This is a genomic window from Methylobacterium sp. 391_Methyba4, from assembly GCF_029691625.1.
Taxonomy (GTDB): Bacteria; Pseudomonadota; Alphaproteobacteria; order Rhizobiales; family Beijerinckiaceae; genus Methylobacterium; species Methylobacterium fujisawaense.
The window spans coordinates 585,759-608,678 of record NZ_CP121475.1 but is presented as its reverse complement, the minus strand read 5'-3'; the positions used below and the strand labels follow the sequence as shown (position 1 = coordinate 608,678).

The following is a 22,920-nucleotide window of genomic DNA, read 5'->3' as shown; positions in this document are numbered from 1 at the left end:
AGCCGCCGTGTCGACCCATCACGAGATCCCCGCGACGCCCGAGACCATGGTGCTCGGCTATTTCGACGCCGCGCTGCCGCCCGTGCTGACCGTGAAATCGGGCGACACCGTCACCCTGCACTCGCATCCGGCGGGCGGGCGCGAGTCGCTCCACCCCGACCCCGCCCGGGTGCCGGCCGACCTGCTCCACGCCCTCGACACCCTGGAGCGCGGCCCCGGCCCGCACTTCGTCACCGGCCCCGTCCACGTGGAGGGCGCCGAGCCGGGCGACATGCTGCAGGTCGACATCCTCGACGTGAAGTTCCGCCTCGACTGGGGCTTCGTGGCGATCCTGCCGCTCCTCGGCACCCTGCCGGACGAGTTCACCGAGTACGAGACCGTCCACGCCGACATCGACACCGCCCGCGGCCTCTGCCGCCTGCCCTGGGGCACGGAGCTGCCCCTCGACCCGTTCTTCGGCATCATGGGCACCGCCCCGCCCCCCGCCTGGGGCCGGGTCGGCAGCCCGGTGCCCCGCGCCTTCGGCGGCAACATGGACAACAAGGAGCTGCGCGTCGGCACCACCCTCTACCTGCCGGTGTTCAACCCCGGCGGCGGCTTCTACGCGGGCGACGGCCACGGCGTGCAGGGCGACGGCGAGGTCTGCATCACCGCCCTGGAGACCGGGCTGACCGGCACGTTCCGCCTCACCGTCCGCAAGGACCTCCCGGGCGCGTGGCCCTTCGCCGAGACGCCCACCGACCTGATGTCGATCGGCCTGCACGAGAGCCTCGACGAGGCGATGCGCCAAGCCGTGCGCGAGATGGTGCGCCTCGTCTGCGCACGCACCAGCCTCACCCGCAACCAGGCCTACATGCTGTGCTCGCTCGCCGGGAACCTGCGGATCACCCAGACGGTCGACGGCAACAAGGGCGTGCACATGCTGATGCCCAAGACTGCCCTCGCGTCGACGTCCGGGTCCGCCTGAGCGCATTCTCGGCTGATGCTGCCTCCTCCGTCTTTGCGAGCGCAGCGAAGCAATCCGGCAGCGCTACGTTCAACGGTCCCGCTGCCCTGGGTCGCTTCGCTGCGCTCGCGATGACGGGGAGGAACGCCTCACCCAATTCCTGCAGATGGAGACCGCCTCAGTTCGCACTGCGTCCGAAGGCGAACCGGCCGACACAGGCTTGGGCGCCGCGATGGTGCGGCGGCTGGCTCAGGCTCGTGCGCTCCGTCGTGGCCGGTGCCCCGCGCCCCGGCTGGACGAGCAGGGCTGCCCGAAGCCGCAGCACCTCGGCCCGGAGGCCGGCATTCTCCCGCTCGACCTGATCGAGCCGGGCCACACCGGCGGGCTTCAGGCCGCCGAGGCGTCTTCGCCAGCGGTAGAAGGTGCCGAGCGAGACATGGGCGCTGGCGCAGATCGCGGCGATCGGTATGCCCCGCGCGGCCTCGTCCAGCAGGAAGGCGATCTCCTCGTCCGTGTGCAGGGATCGACGCATGCAGGGTCTCCCGGTTCGGCAGCCTCGGGGCACTCTTCGGGCGGAGGATCAGCAAGAAGCGGACCGGCCGCGACGGGCCGACCGCGGCGCTTTCGTGCCGCGAAGCCCGCGATCCGGGCCGGCGGCCGCCGATTCACGTAACCGGCGCTCGGTTCTGCGGTCTCCGTACGCTTGGGTTTGCGGGCGCTTGTCAGGCGCGCGTGGATCAGCGCTGCGACCGCATCGGAGTGGATTTTGGCATCGCCCAATCAGCTATGCCGCGGCGCGGCTGGCCAGGTAGCGGCGCCAGCCGCCGAACTGCGTGATGTCGGCGGCCCCCGCGACGCCCGCCGTCTCCACCAGGAAGCCCTTCGGCGCGGTCCCGTCGGCGAGCCGCAGGGTGCCGATCCCGAGCGGTTCCGGGATGGCCGCCACGAAGGCCCCGAAGGCGGCGGGCGGCAGGGCCCAGACCTCCGTCTCGATCGCGCCGCCGTCGCCCTCGGCCACCCGGAGCAATCCGGGACGATGCGGCGGTCCGCCGGGCAAGGCGTAGAGGCGGTACTCCGGTCGGGTCGCCACCGTCCGCAGATACCGGGCGCCGTGCGCGGCGAGTTCGCGGTTCAGCGGCAGGCCCGACAGATGCGCCCCGACGACCGCCAGTTCGATCTCGCCGGGCCATCCGCGGGCCGGACCCGGCGCCACGGCCGGCACGGTCGTCTCCCCCGCGCCGATCCGGCCGGCCGCAGCCGCGTGCAGGCGGGCGCCCAGGGCGGCGAGGAGCCCATCGGAGCCACGCGGCGCGAGCAGGGTGATCCCCGAAGGAAAGCCGTCGGCGCGGGGCCGCCCCGGGACCGCGAGGGCGCACCAGTCGAGCAGGTTGACGAAGTTGGTGTAGGTGCCGAGCTCGCTGTTCGGGCCGATCGGGTCGGCGGCCACCGCCGCGCAGGTCTGCGGGCGCGGGTAGGTCGGCACGGCGAGCACGTCGACCCGGTCCCAGACCGCGTCCGCGTGCCGTCGCAGTTCCGCCAAGCTGTAGAGACCCGCGAAGGCGTCGGCGGCGTTGTAGCGCCCGGCGGCGGCGATCACCGCCAGCGTCGTCGGGTGCAGGATCTCGGGGCGCGTCTCCATGATCGGCCGGATCGCCGCGTAGCGCTCGGCGACCCAGGGCCCGTCGTAGAGCAGGGCCGCTACGGCGAACATCGGCGCGAAATCGACCGGCAGCGCCGCCCCGACGAGGGTCTCCAGATCGGCAATCGTCGCCGCGAAGGCCGCCTCCGAGTGGCCGTCGCCGCCGAAACGGAGGCTCGCCGCATCGGGAAGGCCCAGCCGCAGGCCGGGTGGAAGGCCGGCCGGTGCGGGCGGCACCGGCAAGGCCCGCGACCAGGGATCGGCGCTGTCGAAGCCCAGCATGACCCGGAAGGCGGCGTCGGCGTCGGCGACGGTGCCGGCGAACACGGAGAGCGTATCGAGGGTCCGGCAGGCCGGCAGCATGCCGCGGCTGGAGATTGACCCCAGGGAGGGTTTCAGACCGACGACGTTGTTGAGCGCCGCCGGCACACGCCCCGAGCCCGCCGTGTCGGTCCCGAGGGCGAAGGTCACGATTCCGTGGGCGACCGCGACGGCCGAGCCGCTGCTGGAGCCCCCCGGCACGTAGGCCGGATCGATGGCGTTGCGCGGGACCAGGTCGGGCGTGCGCAGGCCGACGAGGCCGGTGGCGAACTGGTCGAGGTTTGTCTTGCCGATCAGGATCGCCCCGGCCGCCTGTAATCGGGCCACGGCGGGCGCCGTCTCGGTCGGGGTGTAGGCGAAGTCCGGGCAGGCCGCGGTGGTCGGCAGGCCGGCCACGTCGATGTTGTCCTTGACGGCGAAGGGCACGCCCCAGAGCGGCCTCGACACAGGGTCGAAGGGCGGAAGCGCGGCCGCCTGCGCCAGCGCCTCGGCCTCCGGCACCAGGGCCAGGAAGATGCCGGGGTCGTCAACCGCGGCGAGCCGGCGGTAGGCCTCGGCCACGACGGTGCGCGGGTCGCGGCCGTCGGCGTAGGCCGCGTGCAGGAGCGGGATCGTCGGGAAGGGCGGCACGGCGGTTCCTCGGGTCGCTGCTCAGGATTCGTCGCCGGTGGCGCGGTACCAGTCGAGGATCTCGCCCCCCTGCATGAACACCGCGTCGCTGCGCGCCAGGATCGCGTCGAGCAGTCGCTCCAGCAGACCGATCCGGTGCGGGACGCCGGTGATGTAGGGGTGGATCGCGAAGCCCATCACCTTGGCGCCGCCGAGGGGACCGGGACCCGCCGCCTCGGCGGCGAGGCGGTCGAGGTTGGCGAGCGCCCGCTCCACGAACTCGTCGGCCCGGTGATGCTGGATGGCGAGCAACGGGATGTCGTTCAGCTCCACCGAGTAGGGCAGCGCCACGAGGGACCCCGTGCGTGTCGCCACCCGACAGGGCCGATCGTCGACTACGAAGTCGCCGACATAGTCGACGCCGGCCGCGTGCAGGTGGTCGGGCGTGTCGAGGGTTTCGGTGAGGCCCGGCCCCAGCCAGCCGCGCGGCGGACGCCCCGTGGTCGCGGTGATCGCCGCGATGGTGCGAGAAATCATCTCCGGCTGGTCCTCGACCCGGTGGGTCGGAACCTGATGGAAGCCGTGGGCCATGAATTCCCAGCCGGCCGCATGGGCGGCCTCGGCGATGCGGGGATAGGCCGTGCAGACCGAGCCGTTGATCGACAGGGTCGGGCGGATGCCGCGGCTGGAAAAAGCCTCGAGGAAGCGCCAGAAGCCGACCCGCATCCCGTACTCGTGCCACGCCCAGTTCGGGATGTCCGGGAGCAGGCTCGCGGCGGTCGGCGGCACCAGGATCTGGCGCGGCATCGGATGGTCGATGAGCCAGTGCTCGACATTGACCACCGGCCAGACGGCGACGTGCTTGCCCCCGGGCAGGGTCAGGCGCGGCCGGTCCACGGCGGCGCGGTAGGCGAGCCGGTTCTCGGGCCGGCGGGGATCGTCGGGGGCGGTGTCCATCAGGCGGCGGCCCGCGGGGCGTGGTGGCTGTGGAGCTGGGCCGCGAGCATCCGGCGCAGGTCGTTGAAGGCCGGGCTCGACACGTCGCGCCGCCGCGGCAGCTCGACCGGATGGATCGCCTCGATCCGGCCGGGGCCGGGCGACATCATCACGATGCGGTCGGCGAGAAAAATCGCCTCCTCGATGGCGTGCGTGACGAACAGGATCGTCAGCCCCGTCCGCGACCAGAGGTCGAGCAGCTCGTCCTGCAGCCGCTCGCGGGTCATGGCGTCGAGCGCCCCGAAGGGCTCGTCCATCAGCACGACCTCGGCCTCGTTGGCGAGCACCCGCGCGATGGCGACCCGCTGCTTCATCCCGCCCGAGAGCTGGTGCGGGTAGGCGTCGGCGAAGGCCTGGAGGCCGACCAGCGCGATGTAGCGCTCGGCGGTGTCGCGCACCTCGGCGGCGGGCCGCCCGCGGGCCTTCGGGCCGAAGCCGATATTGTCGCGCACGGTGAGCCACGGGAACAGGCCGTAATCCTGGAAGACCATGCCGCGGCTCGGCCCCGGCCCGGCGATCGGCTTGCCCCACATCAGGGCCTCCCCGGCGGTCGGGGCCTCGAAGCCGGCGGCGATCCGCAGCAGCGTCGACTTCCCGCAGCCCGAGGCGCCGAGCAGGCAGACGAACTCGCCGCGCGCCACGGTGAGGTTCGCCTCGCGCAGGGCCTCGGTCCGGCGGCCGCCGGCCGCGTAGGTCTTGGAGACCGCCCGCATGTCGAGGATCGGGATCGTCGGATCAGCCATGATTGGGGCTCCAGGCGAGCAGCCGGCGGCCGAGCTGCATGACCAGCCAGTCGGACACGAACCCCGCGACCCCGATCACCGCCATGCCGCAGATCACGATCTCGGTGCGCGAGAGCTGGCGCGCTTCCATGATGATCGCGCCGAGGCCGGTCTGGACCCCGGTCATCTCGCCGACCACGATCACCACCCAGGCGAAGCCGAGGCCGAGCCGCAGGCCGGTGAAGATCGATGGCAGCGCCGCCGGCAGCACCACCCGGACGAACTGCGCCGGGCCGGTGCAGCCCAGCATCGCGGCCGCCTCGAACAGGCGCGGCTCCACCGAGCGGACCCCGAACACGGTGTTGACCAGGATCGGGTAGAACGCCCCGAGGAACACGAGGAAGAAGGCCGAGCGGGGTCCCAGGCCGAACAGGATCATCGCCAGCGGCAGCCACGCGGTGACCGGGACGGGCCGCAGCACCTGCAGGACGGGGTCGAGCAGCGCCCGGATCAGGGGCACGCGGCCGATCAGCAGGCCGAGCGGCAGGGCGGCGGCGGCGGCCAGCGCGAAGCCGCCATAGACCCGGCTCAGCGACGCCGCGAGATGGGTCCAGAGCGTGCCGCTGAACGCGTCGTCGTTGACGCCGCCGACGGCGAGGTCCCGCATCTCGGCCCAGACCTCCGCGGGGGGCGGGATCAGGCTGTAGGGCCGGCCCGCGGTGCTGACCTGCCAGACCGCGACGAGCACGGCCGGCACCACGCAGGCGAGGGCCAAGCGGCGCAGGTGGGCGAGCCCGGCCCCGGCCCGGCCGGCCCCGCGGGCCGGGGCCGGCGTCACCGGCGAAGTCACCGGCGCCGCCACCGGCAAAGGGCCGGCCTCGATGCCGGTGCTCACGCCCGCCCCATCGCATCGACGAAGCGGGTGTCGATGAAGCCGGGCTCCGGCAGCCGCTTGATCTGCTTGAGCGCCAGCATGTGCTGCGCGTAGGCGTCGGCCTGCCGGACCTCGTTCGGCCCGAGGCGCCAGGTCAGCTCGACGTTCGGGGCCGAGAGTTCCAGCGCCTCGCGCTTCTGCCCGAGCTTGGCCACCGCCATGGCGATCATCGCGTCGCGGTCGCCGGCCGCGAAATCCGTCGCCTTGCGGTGGATCTCCAGCATGGTCCGGACGAGGTCGGGCCGCTCGGCCAGCGTGTCGCGGTGGGCGCCGAACACCATGTTCAGCGCGCCCATCTCGGTGCCGTAGGGGTACTCGACGAGCTGGCCGACGCCCGAGGCGAGGCTGACGCCGGGCCCCGGCTCGGCGCCGACATAGGCGTCGACGTCGCCGCGGGCGAGCGCGATATGCATCTCCGAGAAGGAGACGCGCACGGGGGTGATGTCCTTCACCGACAGCCCCTCCATGCGCATCCGCTCCAGGACGAAGACCTCCTGGGTGCTGCCGGGCCAGATCGCGACGCGCTTGCCGCGCAGGTCCTTGATGGCGTGGATCTCGGAGCCCTTCTTGGCGATCACCGCCATCCCGCGGTTGCAGGTGGAGGCGATCACCACGAGTGGCTCACCGGCGGCGGCGCCCAGCGTCGCGGCGGCGATGCCGAAGGTGCCGAAATCCACCGACTTGGTGACCACGGCGTTCTTGCACTCGGTGGGGCTCTCGAAGGGCACCACCTCCACGGTCACGCCCGCGGGGGTGAAGCGCTCATAGAAGCTCGGCGCGATCGAGTGGATCAGCTTGAGCGAGCCCATCCGGATCGTGACCGGCGTGCCCGCGGCGCGTGCCCGCGACAGGGGACCGAGGGCGAAGCCGGCCCCGAGACCGGCCAGAAGGGTGCGGCGGCGGATCATCGAACGGCTCCTGCGGGATCGCTATCGCCGTGACGCTAGGTGCGCTCCCTGTTGCAAGGAAGTGCTATTTTCTGAGCGTGTCGTTGCATCTTCGGCAACGGGGGCGCACGATGCCGGCGTGAAGCATCTGCGCACCGTCACCTACGTCGCCGAGGTCGCACGTGCCGGCTCGATCCGGCGCGCCGCGGAGCGGCTGAACCTGACGCCCTCGGCCCTGACGCGGCAGATCCAGGATCTCGAATACGAGCTCGGCACGCCGATCTTCGAGCGCCTGCCGCAGGGGATGCGGCTCAACGCGGCCGGCGAGCTCTTCGCGCGGCACATCCGCGACCAGGTGGCGGATCTCGACCGCGTGAGGTCGCAGATCGCCGATCTGTCGGGGGTGCGCCGCGGTCACGTGTCGCTCGCCTGCAGCCAAGCCTTCGTCACGCAGGTGGTGCCCGAGGAGGTCGAGGCCTACCGGGCCCGGTTCCCCCAGGTCGGCTTCATGGTCCAGGTCCGCGATCACGCGCAGGCCGTGACGGCCCTGGCGGCGTTCGAGGCCGATCTCGCCCTGATCCTGCAACCGCCGCCTTCGGCGGAGCTGCATCCGCTCTTCTCCGGACACCAGACCCTCTGCGCGCTGATGCGCACGGGGCATCCGCTGGCGTCGGAGACCGGGCCGGTCCGGCTGCGCGACTGCCTCGGCCATGCCCTGGCCCTGCCCGACCACTCGCTCGCCATCCGCCATCACATCGAGCACGCCCTGGCCCGGCGCGGGGTCGAGCTCCGGCCGGTCGTCGAGTCGGGCTCGCTCGAATTCCTCCGCAACCTCGTCCTGCGGGAGGATCTCATCAGCCTGCAGATCCCGAGCGGCATCCCCCAGGATCCGCGCCTGCACAGCCGCCCGATCGATCTCCGCGACCTGACGCCGATGACGCTGGTCCTCGCGCAGTTGCGCGGGCGATCGCTCTCCGTCGCGGCGGCGAAGTTCGCCGATCAGCTTGTGGTTCGGCTCAACCGGGAAGCGGTCTGATGCGGCGCACGCCCTGAGGCCGGCGCGTCACCGCTCTCCGCGCCCGATCAGGGCGCGCCCGCTTCGGCTGTGGCGAGGAAGGCCCGCACGGTGTCGCGGAGAAAGGCGGCATCGGCCGGGTTGATCGACGGGTTGCCGGCGCGGTGGCCCCAGATGCTCGGGATCGGCTGCAGGACGGCGTCGCGCAGATGCGGCAGCTCGGCGGCGTTGTCGGCGACGCGGAAGTAGAGATCCGTCTCGCCCGGCATCAGCAGCAGCCGGGCGGTGATCGCGTTGAGCGCCCGGGTGAGATCGCCGCCGTAGCGCGGGTCGCGGCTGATGTCGCCCGCCTCCCAGGTGCAGAGCTGCGCGTAGAGATCGGCCGCAGGGCGGCGGGCGAAGCGTTCCTCCCAGTCGGTGCGCAGGAAGCTGTCGAGATCCGGGGCGCCGAGCGCGGTGCGGTGGAGGTCCGCCCGGTAGAAGTCCTGGCTGAGCGCCCAGCCCGCATAGATGCGTCCGAAGGCCCGGAGGGCGGCGGCCGGCTCGGCCGAGAAGCGGCCCCCGCCGCCATGCTCCGGCGCCGCCTCCAGCACCGCCATGAGGCCCTTCAGGAACACGCGGTTGTGGGTGGCGGTGCGGGCGCTGCCGCAATTGATCACCGCGCGGGCCACGCGGTCGGGGAACAGGGCGGCCCAGTGATAGGCCTGCTGGGCCCCCATGGACCAGCCGTAGACGGCGTGCAGGCGCTCGATCCCCCACATCTCGGCGAGCAGGCGGCGCTGCGCGTGGACGTTGTCCCAGGCGGTGACGAGGGCGGGCCAGTCCGGGGTGTTCGAGGGGCTCGACGACAGCCCGTTGCCGAACATGTCGGGGATGACGATGAACCAGCGGTTGGGATCCAGCACCCCGTCGGGGCCGATCAGCCATTCGAGGTCCGGATGCTGGGCTCCGTAGCTCGTCGGGTAGAGCACGACATTGTCGCGCCCGGGCGACAGGGTGCCGTGCGTCTTCCAGCGCAGCTGCGCGCTTGGCAGCACCGCCCCCGACTGAAGCGTCAGGTCGCCGAGTTCGAAGGTTCCGGTGGCCGTCGCCCAGCCGCTCACGGGCGCAGCGTCCGCACGAAGCCGACCTGCCAGCGGTTGTCGCCCCGCTGCAGCACGCCGGGCCGCGTGCGCATCGCGGTATGGGCGTCCGGCAGGCGGTGGAACGGGATCGACGGATAGAGGTGCTGCTCGGTGTGGACGGGCATGGCCCACATGAGGCGCCGCATGAGGCCGTTGGTCAAGGTCGTGCGCGTGTGGGTCGGGCCGTTGTCGTCCATCGTGCCGGCCGCCCGCTCCAGGTCGGGCCGGCCTTCGGCGCGCCCGGTGTCGGACTGAGATACACGGAAGATCTACTGCGTACTTCGGTGTAATAATTTGTGTCGGAAAAATATTTCCCTATCCCGGCGATGTAATGGATCGGTCGGTCCGAAACCTGCTTGGCACGCGTGTTGCGAACGGGCTGGACGCTTCAGGAGTCCTCTGGCTTGTCCCGCACGTCCGACGTGACCGATCTCTCCCGCCGCACCGTTCTGGCGCTTCCCCTCGGCCTCGCAGCGGCCGCGAGCGGCGCGCGCGCCGCCGAGCCGAGACGCGGGGGCACGATGGTGATGATCGTCCATCCCGAGCCCTCGACCCTGGCCCATTACGCGGTGTCGGCGGGCAACATCCCGCCGATCGCCACGCAGGTCTACGAGGGGCTCTGCACCTACGACTGGGACCAGAACCCGCAGCCGAACCTCGCGAAGTCGTGGGAGGTCGCGCCCGACGGCAAGACCATCACGTTCAAGCTCCAGGACGGCGTGACCTTCCACAACGGCAAGCCGTTCACCAGCGCCGACGTGCAGTACTCCTTCATGGAGATCCTGAAGAAGTACAATCCGATCGCGCCGGTCATGCTCGCGGAGCTGGTGGCCGTCGACACGCCGGACCCGATGACCGCGATCCTGCGGCTCGCCAATCCGGCGCCCTACATCATGAAGGCGCTGTCCGGGCGGGACCTGCCGATCCTGTGCCGCTCGGTGTTCGAGGGCACGGATGTCCTGCAGAACCCCAGCGCCAACAAGCCGATCGGCACCGGTCCGTTCAAGTTCACGAGCTGGGAACGCGGCCAATTCGTGCGCCTGGACCGCAACGAGCAGTACTGGAAGCCCGGCCTGCCGTATCTCAACCGGATCGTCGCCCGGTTCATCCCGGATGCGGCCACGCGCTCGGCCGCCATGGAGGCGGGGGAGGCGCATTTCGCCGGGTACAGCGCGGTGAACTACGCCGACCTCGCGCGGATGAAGACCAACCCGATCCTCGATCTGACGACCAAGGGCTACGAGATGACGCCGGCCCAGAGCGTCCTGGAGCTGAACGGCCGTCACCCGCATCTCCAGAAGAAGGACGTGCGCCAGGCAATCGCCTACGCCATCGACCGCAAGGTCATCCTCAAGGACGTGATGTTCGGCTACGGCCTGCCCGCCACCGGCCCGCTCAGCCGCAAGTTCAAGACCGCCGGCCTCTACACCGACGACGTGCGCCAGTACGACGTGCCGGACCGGCTGGACATCGCCAATAAGCTGCTCGACCAGGCCGGCGCCCCGCGCGGCGCGGACGGGACCCGCTTCGCCCTGCACCTGGAGGTGAACTCCTTCGGCGAGCAGTGGCTGCGGCAGGCCGAATATTTGAAGCAGGCGCTGGCCGTCGTGGGCATCGCCGTGACGCTGCGCTCCGAGGACACCGCGACCTGGCTGCGGCGCGTCTACACCAACTACGATTACGACCTGAACGAGCCGTTCCTCAGCCAGGGCGTCGACCCGGTCTACGGGCTGAACAAGCAGTTCCTCACCAGCCAGATCCGCAAGGGCGTGACCTTCGTCAACGACACCTTTTACAGCAATCCTGAGGTCGATCGCATGCTCGGCGAGGGCGCGCGCGAGCCGGATGCCGAGAAGCGCGCCGCGCTCTACAAGAAGGTCCAGCAGATCCTGGCGGAGGACAGCCCGATGATCTGGCTCATCGACGTGCAGTACGTCAGCGTCTTCAACCGGCGCCTCAAGGACCACACGACCGGCCCCCTCGGAACCCAGCAAGCCTTCGAACGGGCCTGGATGGACACGTAGTCCCGTGCGGCTCGCGCGGTTCCTCGGTTACCGGCTGCTGCTGGCGATCCCGGTGGTGCTCGGCATCGTCGTGCTCAACTTCTTCCTGATCCACCTCGCGCCCGGCGACGCGGCCTCCGTGCTGGCGGGCGAGAGCGGCGCGGCGAGCCCCGAATACATGGAGCAGCTGCGCCACAAGTTCGGGCTCGACCAGCCGCTTGCCACGCAGTTCGGCGTCTATCTGCTCAACATGCTCCACCTCGATCTCGGCTACTCGTTCCGCAACGACAGCCCGGTGGGAAGCCTGATCGTCGACCGGCTCTGGCCCACCGGGCTCCTGATGCTCACCGCCTTCGCGGCCGCGTTGCTGATCGGCACGCTCCTCGGCCTCGTGGCCGCGACCGGGCGCAACAGCTGGCGCGACGCGGTCATCTCCCTGGTCAGCCTCGTGGCCTACGCGACGCCGGGGTTCTGGCTCGGACTGATGATGATCGTGGTCTTCGCGATCCGTCTCGGCTGGCTGCCCACCAGCGGTTACGACACGGTCGGCGCCGACAACGAGGGCTGGGACGAGGTCTGGGACGTCGGCCGCCACCTCGTCATGCCGGCGGTGGCGCTCGCGCTGTTCTACCTCGCGGTCTACGCCCGGGTGATGCGCGCCTCCGTGCTGGAACAGGTCGGCATGGACTACGTCACCACCGCCCGCGCCAAGGGGCAGACCGAGGCGCGGGTGATGACCGGGCACGTCCTGCGCAACGCGCTGCTGCCGGTGGTCACCATGGCGGGCGTGCAGGCCGGCAACCTGATCGGCGGCTCGATCGTGGTCGAGACGGTGTTCGGCTGGCCGGGGGTCGGCACGCTGGCCTTTAACGCGCTCCAGTCGCGCGACCTCAACCTGCTCCTCGGCATCTTCTTCGTCTCGGCCTGCCTCGTGGTGGTGATCAACCTCGCCGTGGACCTCGTCTACGTCTGCCTCGATCCGCGGCTGGAGCTCTAGCGATGCGTACGGCTCTGGCGCGGTTCGCCCGGAACCGCCTCGCGCTCGCGGGCGCGGCGGTGCTCCTCGGGCTGGTCGTCCTCGTGGCGCTCACGCCGCTCCTCTATCCGGGCGATCCGTTCGGGCTCGTCGGCCCCGCCCTCCAGCCGCCGGGCGGCCGGTTTCTGCTCGGGACCGACACGCTGGGCCGGGACGTGGCCGCCGAGATCGCGTACGGCGCCCGCACCTCCCTGATCATCGGCCTCAGCGCGACCGGGGCGGCGATCCTGCTCGGGACTCTGATCGGCGGGCTCGCCGGCTATTACCGGGGCGGCGTCGAGGTCGCGCTGATGCGGCTTACGGAGTTCTTCCAGACGATCCCCGCCTTCGTGCTGGCGATCCTGATCGTGGCGATTCTGTCGCCGTCGCTCTTCAGCGAGGTCGTGGCCATCGTGGCCGTCTCCTGGCCCGGCATCGCCCGCCTGGTCCGGGGCGAGTTCGTGGCGCTCGGCGGCCGGGAGTTCGTGCTGGCCTGCGACGGCCTGGGGGCGGGCGACGCCCGCATCGTCTTCCGACACATGCTGCCGAACTGCACCGCGGCGATCATCGCGGTCGGCACGCTCCTGATCGGCACGGCGATCCTGATCGAGGCGGGGCTCGCCTTCCTGGGCCTCGGCGATCCGAACGTGATGAGCTGGGGCCTGATCATCAGCTCGGGCCGCGCGGTCCTCCGGTCGGCGTGGTGGATCTGTACCTTCCCCGGGCTGGCGATCCTGCTGACCGTTCTCGCCATCAACCTCGTCGGGGATGGCCTGAACGAGGTCCTGAACCCGAGGCTCCGAGAGCGATGAGCGACGCCGTCCTCGAGATCGAGACGCTCACGATCACGCTGCCGCCCGGCGCGGACCGGCCCAATGCCGTCACCGATCTGGATCTCGTCCTGCGGCCCGGTGCGGTCACCTGCCTGATCGGCGAGAGCGGATCGGGCAAGTCGATGGTGGCCCGCGCGATCCTCGGGCTGCTCCCGGGCCCGCGCGTGCGCGTCAGCGGTGGCCGCATCCTGTTCGAGGGCGCGGATCTCGCCGCGATCACCCCGCGACAGATGCGCAAAGTCCGGGGCGCGCGCATCGCGATGATCTTCCAGGAGCCCATGACGGCCCTGAACCCGCTCCACACGATCGGGCGGCAGATCGACGAGGTCCTGCGCATCCACACGCCGCTCGGGCGCGCGGACCGCCGGGCGCGCATCCTCGCGCTGCTCGAAAGCGTCCACCTCCCGGACCCGGCCCGGCTGCTGCGCTCCTACCCGCACCAGCTCTCGGGCGGCCAGCGGCAACGGGCGATGATCGCCATGGCGCTGGCGTTGAACCCGCGGCTGCTCATCGCCGACGAGCCGACCACGGCGCTCGACGTCACCACGCAGGCGCAGATCCTCTCCCTGATCCGCGACCTGCAGCGCGAGCACGGCACGAGCGTCCTGTTCATCACGCACGATTTCGGCGTCGTGGCCGACATCGCCGACACGGTCGCGGTGCTGCAGAAGGGCGTCCTGGTCGAGCAGGGGCCCGCGGCCTCGGTCCTCGGCGCCCCGAAGCATCCCTACACGCGCGCCCTCATCGCCGCCGTGCCGAAGCTCGTGCCGCCGCCGCGGCGCGCCGCCAGCACCGCCCCCCTGGTGGTGGAGGCCAGGGGGGTCGAGAAGACCTACGGCGCCCGCGGCCTGTTCGGGGGCCGCGTCACCCGGGCCCTCGACGGCGTGGACGTCCTGCTGCGGCGGGGCGAGACCCTGGGCCTCGTCGGCGAGAGCGGCTCCGGCAAGAGCACGCTGGCGCGGGCACTCACCCGCCTGATGCCGGTCGATGGCGGGGAGATCCTGCTTGCCGGGCACAGCGTCGCCGAACTGAGCCGCCGCCAGATGCGTCCGCACCGTCGGCGCGTGCAGATGGTGTTCCAGGATCCCTACGGCTCCCTCGATCCGCGCCAGCGCGTGGTCGACATCGTCGCCGAGGGGCCGATCATCCACGGCACCGAGCCTGGGATCGCGCGGGTCCAGGCGTGCGAGATGCTGGCGCTGGTCGGCCTCGACCCCGCGGCGGCGCAGCGCTACCCACACGAGTTCAGCGGCGGCCAGCGCCAGCGGATCGGCATCGCCCGGGCGCTCGCCATGAAGCCCGAGATCCTGGTGGCCGACGAGCCGGTCTCGGCCCTGGACGTCTCCGTCCAGGCGCAGGTCCTGGCGCTGCTCGCCGACATCAAGGCGCGGCTCCATCTCAGCATGCTGTTCGTGACCCACGACCTCCGGGTCGCGCTGCAGGTCTGCGACCGGATCGCCGTGATGCGGTCCGGTCAGGTGGTCGAGGTCGCGCCGACGTCCGAAATCTTCTTCGCGCCGAAACACCCCTACACGAAGGCGCTGTTCGCCGCCGTGCCCGGCGCCCAATGGCAGGACCCGATCCCCGCATGACGACCGCGCAGCCCCTCTCGACGGACCCGTTCCTGCCCGGGCCGCGCGTCCGCGTCGCCGGATCCGCGACGGGGCCGCTCGCCGGCCTCACCTTCGCCGTCAAGGATCTGATCGACGTCGCGGACAGCCCCACGGCGGGCGGCAACCCGGACTGGCCGCGGGTCTACCCGACGCCGACCCGCCATGCCGGCGTGGTGCAGACGCTGCTCGATGCGGGCGCCTCGGCCGTCGGCAAGACGGTGACCGACGAGGTCTCGCTGGGAATCCTCGGCGAGAACGCCCACGACGGCACGCCGCTCAATCCGGCGGCGCCGGACCGGGTGCCCGGCGGCTCGTCCAGCGGCTCGGCCTCCGCGGTGGCTGCGGGCGCCTGCGACTTCGCCCTGGGCACCGATACCGGCGGCTCCGTGCGCGTGCCGGCGAGCTTCTGCGGGCTCTACGGCATCCGGCCGACGCACGGCCGCATCGACTTTTCCGGGATCTGCGTCCAGGCGCCGAGTTCGGACACCTGCGGCTGGTTCGCCCGGGACGCGGCGACCTTCGCGCGGGTCGGCGAGGTCCTGTTCGGCCAAGTCATGCCGGACCGTCTGCCCCACACGCTGCTCGTGGCCGCCGACGCGCTCGGCTTCGCGGACGCCGCCGTGCAGGAGGCGATGGCCCCGCAGATCGAGCGTCTGGCCGCCCTCATCGGCAATCGCCGCGACGTGACGCTCGCGCCGCAGGGCCTGTCCGTGTGGCAGCGGGCGCAGCGCGTCCTGCAGAGCAGCGAGGCGTGGCAGACCTTCGAGCCCTGGCTCGATGCCTGCAACCCCCGCATGGCCTTCTCGGTGGCCCGCTCGCTGATCCAGGGCTCGATGATGACCGATGCCGAGCGCAGCGCCGCGAGTTTGATGCGGATCGAGGCAAGGGCCCGCCTCGCGCGGCTCCTGCCCCCCGGCACGATCCTGTGCCTCCCGACCACACCATTCCCGGCGCCGCTGCGCGGGCTGCCGCTCGGCGCGCTGCATCCGCTGCGCGAGCGGATCGCCTGCCTGACGAGCCACGGCGGCCTCACCGGCGTCCCGCAGGTCAATCTGCCGGGCGCCCACGTCGATGGCGCGCCGGTCGGCCTGTCAATCCTCGGGGCGCGCGGGACCGACCTCGATCTGATCCGCCTGGCGGTCGCCCTGGAGGGTTGAATGGACGTGACGGTGAACCGCCCGGAGATCGTGGCCGAGATCGCGGCTTTGTTCGAGCGCTACGAGCAGGCGCTCATCGAGAAGGATGTCGCCGTCCTCGACGCGACCTTCTGGGACAGTCCGCACACGATCCGCTATGCGCTGGCCGAGAACTGCTACGGATTCGCCGAAATCCACGCTGCCCGCGATGCGGCCGATCCGCCGCCGGGCGGCACCAAGGAGGCACGGATCCGGCTGGAGATCCTGACGCTTGGGAGCGACTTCGCCACCGTCAATCTGGAGTTCAAGCCGCGCGGCAAGGCCGGCATCGGGCGTCAGAGCCAGACCTGGATGCGCTTGCCCGGTCTCGGATGGAAGGTGGTGTCCGCCCACGTGTCCATCCTGCCGATCGGGACGTGACGCAGGATCGCCGGGCGCGGAGGACCGGACACATCTGGGTTCGGTCAGCCGGTCGGCGCGTCTCTGCCGCCAGCCAGTTGATGGTCGTATGAGCAGGACGCAGGCGTCCGCCTCTGGACGATTGCGCCGAGGAGCTGAACGGCTGAGATGTGTTGATAGAAGGCTGTCCGCTTTTGCGGCAAGTCCCGCACCGAAGCAGACCAGCCGCTGACGGCCCGACTTCGTCACACTTGATCGCCCTCGCGCGCAAAAACGGCCATTCGGCCTTGCGCCCAATCCGGCCGTTTATGCGCGTTCAGCACTGGCCGCGAAGCGGACATCAACCGTGCATTCGATTGCAGAAACACAAGAAGGCTGGCATGCACCGCGCCATCGTCATATGCTGTGAATGGGCCGGCCACAGTTGGCGACCTTCAATTGAATGTTGCGGCATCGCGAGGCAAACGTTCGTTGGCGTCTGGTTGGATTGTCCTCCAAGAAATTCGTGCGTGAAAAATACAAGTCTCTGGGGAGAATGATCAAAATCGGTCGATGCGCCGGGGACAAGAATTAATTACATCCAACGCTACCGCAGAGCGAATTAGTTGGATTGATCGACGAGGATGTGCTCGCAGATCCGCGCAGTATGTTAAGGGCACTTTTGGCTTCTTCATTATCAGGTTTAAGACGAAGGACCTCTTCGTAATCTCGAACAGCCGCCTGCGTGTTTCCGAGGGTGATGTTAGCTTTCGCCCTGTTGATGAGCGTATTGGAAAAGGTCGGCCGCATCGCCAGCGCACGGTTGAAGTCCGCGATCGCGGCGGTCGGGTTCTGCAGGCCGGCATAGGCGACCCCGCGATTGTGGAAGGCGTAGGGGTACTGATCGTCCGCCCGGATAGCGCTATTACAATCCGCGAGAGCATCCGCAAACGCACCCCGGTCGATGTTCGCCCAGCAACGCCCATCGAGTGCGATCGCGCGCTGCCGTGGTGTCCGGGCCTCGGCCAGGAGGCGGCTGCATCCGCCGACGCGCATCTCCGGGTTCCCAGACCGACAATCCTGGGCGGCATCGGCCAGAGCGGAGGGGCTTGCAAGCACGATCGCCGCCATCAGGCCGGCGTGTACACATACGGTGAGGGTGCGTAATGGTGCACGCATAATCGATCAATCCTGCTTCCGGCTTGTCGGGCGGCTCATCGCTCTCAGTTGCAGCGATTGTTGAAGACGTCCCGGCCGGGCAGCTGCATCGAGTTCATCATGCGGAGCAGTTCGGCACGGTACAGATCGCTGAACTCGGCCGGGAAACGCCCCCCGATATTCGTGATCGTGCTGCGGTCGTCGCGCCGGATCGTCGCAAAATCGTAGAAGCTTCTGTCGTCGAAACTGCCTTGAGCGACCGCCGTGCCGCGGCCTTCGAGCACGAACCCGGCGCGAACCGGCGATGTATTGACCTCCTGCGCGCGGCTGATCTGGCTCCGTCGCGGCCGGATCTGCTCCGTGATGAACTGTTGCGCGCTCCCGCAACGCTCGTTCGGGCTGACCTGCACGTACATCACCACCTGCTCGCCGTGCTGCCGCGAGTGCCAGATCGTCGTGTAGGTCTGCTTCTGCGGATCGAACTGGTCGTTGGCGAGCGGCGAGATCTCGAGCAGGTTGGTCGAGTAGTTCAGCGTCCAGCCGGAGGCGCTTCCGACCGTGGTGCGCTGCTGCAGCTCACGCTGGCGCCGCTCCTCCTCCAGGCGGCGCTGCTCGTCCTGCTCCCGCTGACGTCGGGCGTCCGCCCATTGCCGATCCATCTCCTCCTGCCGTCTCCGCCTGTCCTCCTCCTGACGCCGAGCCTCGTCCGCCTGCTGGCGGCGGGCTTCGTCCTGGCGATCCCGCGTGCGGCCGCACTCGACCGCGAAGGTATCGACAAGGGCGCGGAAGCGCCCAGCCGGGTAGGACGCGCTGTAGCTCGCGGTGGCCGTGGGATCGTCGCAGGAGGCGACGGCCCGCTGATAGGCCCGCTGCTCCCGCCCCGCCTGGAGCCGGTCCTCGAAGGGACGGGCATAGGGATAGGTCCCCGTCATCGCCTCGCAGCCGCGGATCGCGGCATCGAGGTTCACCCCGCGCAGCGCGGCCGGCTCGGCATTTGGGTCGATCTTGTTGCACTCCGTCCGCAGGCCCGCGAAGAACCCCTGCGGGATGAAGGCGAACGACGTGGTGAGCGCGCCGCTCGCCCGGGGCTCCAGATCGCTGCCGGCGAGGCCCCGCTTCAGCGTTTCGTGCGACTGCAGAAAGGTCTCGCCTTCCTGCGCCATCGCGGCGAGCATGGGATCGCGCAGCGAGGCGCGGCCCGCTAGCGGCGCGCCCGAGGCAGTGCGGCGGCCGGCGCGTTCGCCGCCGATGACACTCGCCCCGGAACTCCCCGCCGCGGCATCGAAGTCGCAACGCCCGCCCGCCGAGGATTGACACTCGTCGATCACAACGACGAGTTCGCGGGTCCGGCGTCGGGCGATGCGGCGCAGCACGTCGCTCAGCCGCACGCCCTCGCTGTCGAGCAGGCCCGGGCGCTGTCCGGCATCGGCCGGGGTGTCCTGCGGCATTAGATAGATGTCGTCGGCGCCGCCGATGGTCGGCCCGAGGGCGAAGACCGCCACCTGGGCATCCTCCGGCAGGCGGCCGACGGCCTCGCGCAATCCGCGATCCAGCTGCGGGCGGTCGGCCGGCCCGAGCGTCCACACCTCGAAGCCGATGTCGCGCAGGCGCTTGCGATAGGCTTCCTCGTCGGCGTTGGCCGTCGCCGCCCGGCCGCCGGAGGCCGCGGCTTGCGGCACGATCAGCAGCGCGATCCGCTGCCCGGTGACGGCGCTGCTGCGCGCGGCGGCGGCCTGGACCGTCAGGCGGGGCGAGGCCGCGTGCCCGCCGGTGGCGGCGGCGAGACCGAGCGCGGTCGCGGCGGCCAGGCGCCTCCAGCGACGGCCGGTTCGGGCGGGCGGAGCCATGTCGGGGATCCTCGGCATCGGACGGGGTGAAACGCGCGGACGGACGAACATCGTGGGGTGCGTTGGGGCCATCAGGGACGACAGATCGCCCGGAGGCGGTCGCTGGCGGCGTTGCCCTCGCACAGCGCCCGGAGCGCCTCGGTGTGGCGGGGGGAGCGGTTGCGCCACAGGGCGTAGTAGTAGGCGGCCCGCACGATGTCGGGCCGCGCCGCCTCGCGGTACGCCGCGTCGGCGTTGCCGGGGTCGTAGAAGCGCGCGAGCTGCCAGGCCGCGTCCGCGCTCGTGACCGGATCGGCCTCCTCGAAGGCGCGGAAGGCCGCGCTCCCCTGCCGGGAGGCGAGCGCCGTCTCGCCGAGCGCCAGGAAAGCGCCGGCCGGCGCGCGCTCGTCGACGAGGCGGGCGTAGCGCTGCCGCAGCTCGGCGGCCGTCAGGCGGGACTCCGGCTCGGGAGGCGCGGGCGGCGGGCCCGGCTCCTGGGAGGGTAACTCACGGCGGGCCATGATCTCGGGCAGCCGGTCGCGGTACAGGTAGGCGCCGCCCGCGGCCAGCGCGAGGAGCATCAGCGCGACCAGCGGCCAGAGCAGCCGGCTCTTGCGCGCGGGCGGCTCGGGCACCGGCGGAACCGCGGGCGCGGCGTCCTGCGGCGGGGCCGGCTCCGGCTCCGGGAAAGGCACGGCCTCGGCGACCGGGACGGCCGGACTGCCGGTCCCGGCCCGGGTCAGCGTCGGAGCCGGTGCTGGAAGGCCGGCGAGGATGCCCCCTCCGGACGGCGCGGGCGGTATGAACGGCCACGCGATTACGCCGAAAGAGGTGCCGTCCTGCGCGACGATCTCGATCGGGACCAGCTCCTCGATGCGGTCGACGACGTTGGGGCCGAAGCGCGCGACGGCCCGCCCGTCCCGCTCGGTCACCGCGAGCGGCGCGAGCCACGCGACCTCCGGCTGCCAGCCCTCCGCCCCGAGATGCCGCGGCTCGGTATCCTGGCGGCGGAACGAGAGCAGCGGCGACGCCAGCGGGCGACCGAGATCGATGAAGGCGTAGCCGCCGGACTCGTCCTCGTCCTCGGTGATGCGGATCGTCATGGCGAAGGCTTCTTGGTCAAAGCGGGTGGAGCGGGCGAGGCGGTCAGGCGGCGCGCGCCTGGAGACCGGCGAGGATCGCGCCGATCCGGGCGTTCTGCGCGAGGTCGATCGTGACGCCGGACGCGCTCTTCGCGTTGTCCTCAACGACCCGGTAGAAGCCGTGAAACCAGTCGGTGGCGTAGGTTTGGGCGAAGGTCGCGGGGGCCTGCCCGATGCTGCGGGCATCGTAGCTGACCGGCCGGTGGGCGAAGGCGACCCGATCCCCCGCCTCGTCCTGGATCGCGGGGCGCTCGCAGGCCGGCGGGACGAGGGTGAACCCGAGGCTGCCGGTCAGCCGGTTGAGGCGGGTCGCGGCGATCAGCGCGAGCTTGACCGTCGACTGCTCGGAGCGCTCGACGGTCGCCAAATCCCGCAGGTCGGACGCGATGCCACCCTCGATGTCGGCCCGGCGGGCCAGGACGATCAGCTCGCTGACCACGATCTCCAGGGCGGTCAGCGGGACGGCGAAGCGGCGCGCGAAGTCCTCGGCCTCGATCGTGCGGCGCAAGGCCCCGATCCAGGCGGCGACCACGGCCCGCGCCATCGCGCGCTCCCGGTCGTTGCCCGGGCTCGACGGCTCGGCCCGGAGCGCCGGCGCCGCGCCCGGCCGCGGGATCGCCCCGGGGCGAGCGATGCGCGGCGCCGCGACGGGGAGCGCGGCCTCGGTGGTCGCGCCCTCGGCCCCGTGCAGAGCGTGCGCGAGCGCCGCGGGGTCCACCATGAGCGCCCGCAGGAGCGAGCCGAACTGGCCGGCCGCCACGACCCCATCGAGCGCGTCGAAGACCTGGCCGGCCGCCTCGCGCCGCGCGGCCAACCGCGTCTCGATGTCGAGGGCGACGTGGAAGCGGGCGAGCCGCTCCCGCATCTCGGCGCGCAGGGCCTCCAGCCGGGAGGCGATCTGCTGCGCCTTGAGGGCCGGTCGGCAGACCCGCGACAGGTTCTCGACGAGGTAGCTCACGCCGCCGTCGTTGAGGCGGAGGGCCTCATCGAAGGCGCGGCCCGGATCCGCGAAATGCGCGGTTGCCTCCGGCAGGGCGGCGAAGCCGGCGCGCAGCTCGGCGATCCGCTCCTGCTTTTCGGGCAGGAACGCCACCTCGCGCCGCCCGTCGTAGCGGATGACCGATTCCGCCGGGTAGTTCGGGTTCCGGAACCAGTAGGTGTTGCGGAACGGCTCGCCCGGAATCCATTGCCGCGGCCACGTGTGCGCCTTCCCGAAGAATCCGAGCAGCGAGGCCTCGATCCGGTTGCGGAAGCGCAGGCCCGCATCCTGGCCGACGTCGCCGGCCTTGTCGACGAAGTGGCTGTCGAACCACGTGAGCACGAGGAACAGCAGGTTCGGCAGCTGCGCCCGCGCTTCCGGGCTCGATCCGTGCGTGAGCGTGATCCAGCGCTCCACGAGGTCGGGCAGCGTCACGACCTCCTGGTTGGAGGGGCGGACGCACAACATCATCGCGGTCAATTCCTGCTCGGCGACGTAGCGGTCGAACAGGTAGGCGACCTTGCCGCGCAGGAAGGTCTCCTTCAGCGCGTCCGGGTGCGCGGTCAGGAAGTGGGTCAGATCGACCTTCTGCCGGCTGCGGGCGCCAGGGAAGTCGAGCAGGTCCGCCTCCTGGAGGAAAGCCCGGGGCGTGTCGGCGATCTCGATGCGCAGCTCCGCAGTGATCGCAGCCACCGTGGCGCGGGCGAGCGTGACGGCCCTGCCGCCGGCCGCGTGCACCGTCAGGTTGTCGTCCGAACGCGCTGCTCCGAGACCCGCCAGGGTCGCCACATCGAGGATGCTGCCCTCGCGCGGTACCAAAGCGGCGAGCGGCGCGAAGATCTCCTCCGGATGGTCGAGGCGCTCCAGCGCCTCCGCGAGCTGGCGGTAGAGGGCCGTGAAGGCCGCGTGGCCGCCCCAGAGCGGCGCGAACAGGCGGGCGCGCCCGTCGAGGTCGAGGCTCCCGGCCAAGCTGCGGGCCTCGTCCCAGTAGCGGGCGAGATCGTCGAGAGGCCGCGTGCCGCGGGCCTGGTCGCGCACGTAATCCTGCAGGTCGTCGATCGCGACGTCGCCGAAGCGCGACATACCGGGGCGGGCTTGCGCCTTCAGGCTCGCCAGCAGCGCGGCGATGGCCTCGGGACCCGGCGGTGTGTCCTTGGTGGCGTCGCCATCGTGCAAGAAGGTGTTGCACAGGACCTTGACGAGATCGACCTCGCTGAGGACCCTCAGGCGGACCGGCGCACCGGGCGGCGTTTGCCCGGCCGGGGCCCCTGCACCGGCCGTGAAGCGGGTGACCAGCCCCGTCGCCTCCTTCTCGCCGATCGGGTTGATCTCGGCCAGGAAGTCCACCGGCTCGTGCCCGTCGAAGCGCGCCCGCAGGGCACCGTCCTCCGGACGCGCCAGGACCTCGACCAGATAGGATTTGCCCGCCTGGCTCGGCCCGAACACGCCCGCGCACATCGGCCGTGCCGCCGCGCGGGCCAGCCGCTCGGCCCGGTTGGCCGCCTTCCGGACGTAGCGGATGAGATCCGCGCGCTCCCGTCCGACCGCGCCGGCATTGGCCTCGTCGCCGAGCCACTGCTCGGCGTCCTCGGCCAGCCGACCCGTATTCCTGCAATCCTGCGCCAGATGTTCGGTCGACATGTT

Annotated in this window: 20 protein-coding genes; 8 read left to right on the top strand and 12 right to left on the bottom strand. The window is 71.2% G+C overall.

All coding sequences use genetic code 11. The features are described 5' to 3' along the window. The first annotated feature begins 7 nt into the window (after window positions 1-7). Window positions 8-967 carry an acetamidase/formamidase family protein gene (locus tag P9K36_RS02900; RefSeq protein WP_278306540.1) on the top strand — a complete coding sequence of 320 codons (960 nt, stop codon included), beginning with the start codon at window positions 8-10 and terminating at the stop codon, window positions 965-967. 157 nt (window positions 968-1,124) lie between these two features. On the opposite strand, the gene P9K36_RS02895 is transcribed toward P9K36_RS02900, so the two are convergent. From P9K36_RS02895 to P9K36_RS02870, 6 genes are all read right to left on the bottom strand, one after another. After that, window positions 1,125-1,478: a transposase gene (locus P9K36_RS02895; protein ID WP_278306539.1), complete on the bottom strand. Its 354-nt coding sequence runs from the start codon at window positions 1,476-1,478 to the stop codon at window positions 1,125-1,127. Between the two features lie 252 nt (window positions 1,479-1,730). Further along, a complete protein-coding gene (gene atzF, locus P9K36_RS02890; protein ID WP_278306538.1) occupies window positions 1,731-3,536 on the bottom strand; it encodes an allophanate hydrolase in 1,806 nt (601 codons plus the stop codon). A 21-nt stretch (window positions 3,537-3,557) separates the two neighbouring features. Then, complete coding sequence (locus tag P9K36_RS02885; RefSeq protein ID WP_043755377.1) at window positions 3,558-4,472, bottom strand: polysaccharide deacetylase family protein; 915 nt, start codon at window positions 4,470-4,472, stop codon at window positions 3,558-3,560. Continuing rightward, on the bottom strand, window positions 4,472-5,254 hold the full coding sequence (locus tag P9K36_RS02880) for an ABC transporter ATP-binding protein (protein ID WP_043755374.1): 783 nt from the start codon (window positions 5,252-5,254) through the stop codon (window positions 4,472-4,474). The genes P9K36_RS02885 and P9K36_RS02880 overlap by 1 nt, the downstream gene beginning before the upstream one ends. Further along, window positions 5,247-6,128 (bottom strand): ABC transporter permease, encoded by an 882-nt coding sequence (locus tag P9K36_RS02875; RefSeq protein WP_091955313.1) that lies wholly within the window; start codon window positions 6,126-6,128, stop codon window positions 5,247-5,249. The genes P9K36_RS02880 and P9K36_RS02875 overlap by 8 nt, the downstream gene beginning before the upstream one ends. Continuing rightward, window positions 6,125-7,075 (bottom strand): NrtA/SsuA/CpmA family ABC transporter substrate-binding protein, encoded by a 951-nt coding sequence (locus P9K36_RS02870; RefSeq protein ID WP_043755372.1) that lies wholly within the window; start codon window positions 7,073-7,075, stop codon window positions 6,125-6,127. Before P9K36_RS02870 ends, P9K36_RS02875 begins: the two co-directional genes overlap by 4 nt. Window positions 7,076-7,193: 118 nt before the next feature. On the opposite strand from P9K36_RS02870, the gene P9K36_RS02865 reads away from it, so the two are divergent. Then, on the top strand, window positions 7,194-8,090 hold the full coding sequence (locus P9K36_RS02865; RefSeq protein WP_043354034.1) for a LysR family transcriptional regulator: 897 nt from the start codon (window positions 7,194-7,196) through the stop codon (window positions 8,088-8,090). A 47-nt stretch (window positions 8,091-8,137) separates the two neighbouring features. Here the strand turns inward: P9K36_RS02865 and P9K36_RS02860 are convergent, their stop codons facing one another. Both P9K36_RS02860 and P9K36_RS02855 read right to left on the bottom strand, forming a co-directional pair. Continuing rightward, window positions 8,138-9,172 (bottom strand): alpha/beta fold hydrolase, encoded by a 1,035-nt coding sequence (locus P9K36_RS02860; protein WP_043755370.1) that lies wholly within the window; start codon window positions 9,170-9,172, stop codon window positions 8,138-8,140. Next, window positions 9,169-9,390 (bottom strand): fatty acid desaturase, encoded by a 222-nt coding sequence (locus P9K36_RS02855; RefSeq protein WP_043755368.1) that lies wholly within the window; start codon window positions 9,388-9,390, stop codon window positions 9,169-9,171. Before P9K36_RS02855 ends, P9K36_RS02860 begins: the two co-directional genes overlap by 4 nt. Window positions 9,391-9,597: 207 nt before the next feature. Here P9K36_RS02855 and P9K36_RS02850 point away from each other — a divergent pair, with 207 nt between their 5' ends. The 6 genes from P9K36_RS02850 to hpxZ are packed head-to-tail and all read left to right on the top strand — an operon-like array spanning window position 9,598 to window position 16,213. Further along, a complete protein-coding gene (locus tag P9K36_RS02850; protein ID WP_051976165.1) occupies window positions 9,598-11,217 on the top strand; it encodes an ABC transporter substrate-binding protein in 1,620 nt (539 codons plus the stop codon). Window positions 11,218-11,221: 4 nt separating this feature from the next. Next, entirely contained in the window at window positions 11,222-12,193 is a 972-nt protein-coding gene (locus P9K36_RS02845) for an ABC transporter permease (protein ID WP_043755366.1), read from the top strand. Window positions 12,194-12,195: 2 nt separating this feature from the next. Then, a complete protein-coding gene (locus P9K36_RS02840) occupies window positions 12,196-13,023 on the top strand; it encodes an ABC transporter permease (RefSeq protein ID WP_043385407.1) in 828 nt (275 codons plus the stop codon). Then, window positions 13,020-14,636 carry an ABC transporter ATP-binding protein gene (locus tag P9K36_RS02835; protein WP_043755363.1) on the top strand — a complete coding sequence of 539 codons (1,617 nt, stop codon included), beginning with the start codon at window positions 13,020-13,022 and terminating at the stop codon, window positions 14,634-14,636. Before P9K36_RS02840 ends, P9K36_RS02835 begins: the two co-directional genes overlap by 4 nt. Then, a complete protein-coding gene (locus P9K36_RS02830; RefSeq protein ID WP_043755361.1) occupies window positions 14,633-15,814 on the top strand; it encodes an amidase in 1,182 nt (393 codons plus the stop codon). The genes P9K36_RS02835 and P9K36_RS02830 overlap by 4 nt, the downstream gene beginning before the upstream one ends. Further along, window positions 15,815-16,213, top strand: coding sequence for an oxalurate catabolism protein HpxZ (gene hpxZ / locus P9K36_RS02825; protein WP_193376713.1), 399 nt, complete (start codon window positions 15,815-15,817; stop codon window positions 16,211-16,213). A gap of 549 nt (window positions 16,214-16,762) precedes the next feature. Here the strand turns inward: hpxZ and P9K36_RS02820 are convergent. The 4 genes from P9K36_RS02820 to P9K36_RS02805 all read right to left on the bottom strand — a co-directional run bounded on the left by P9K36_RS02820 (window position 16,763) and on the right by P9K36_RS02805 (window position 22,917). Next, a complete protein-coding gene (locus P9K36_RS02820) occupies window positions 16,763-17,302 on the bottom strand; it encodes a tetratricopeptide repeat protein (protein WP_111474401.1) in 540 nt (179 codons plus the stop codon). A gap of 92 nt (window positions 17,303-17,394) precedes the next feature. Then, window positions 17,395-19,176 (bottom strand): hypothetical protein, encoded by a 1,782-nt coding sequence (locus P9K36_RS02815; RefSeq protein WP_043755359.1) that lies wholly within the window; start codon window positions 19,174-19,176, stop codon window positions 17,395-17,397. Between the two features lie 71 nt (window positions 19,177-19,247). Beyond that, entirely contained in the window at window positions 19,248-20,258 is a 1,011-nt protein-coding gene (locus P9K36_RS02810) for a hypothetical protein (protein WP_043755358.1), read from the bottom strand. Between the two features lie 43 nt (window positions 20,259-20,301). Next, entirely contained in the window at window positions 20,302-22,917 is a 2,616-nt protein-coding gene (locus P9K36_RS02805; RefSeq protein WP_278306537.1) for a virulence factor SrfC family protein, read from the bottom strand. Window positions 22,918-22,920 lie beyond the last annotated feature (3 nt).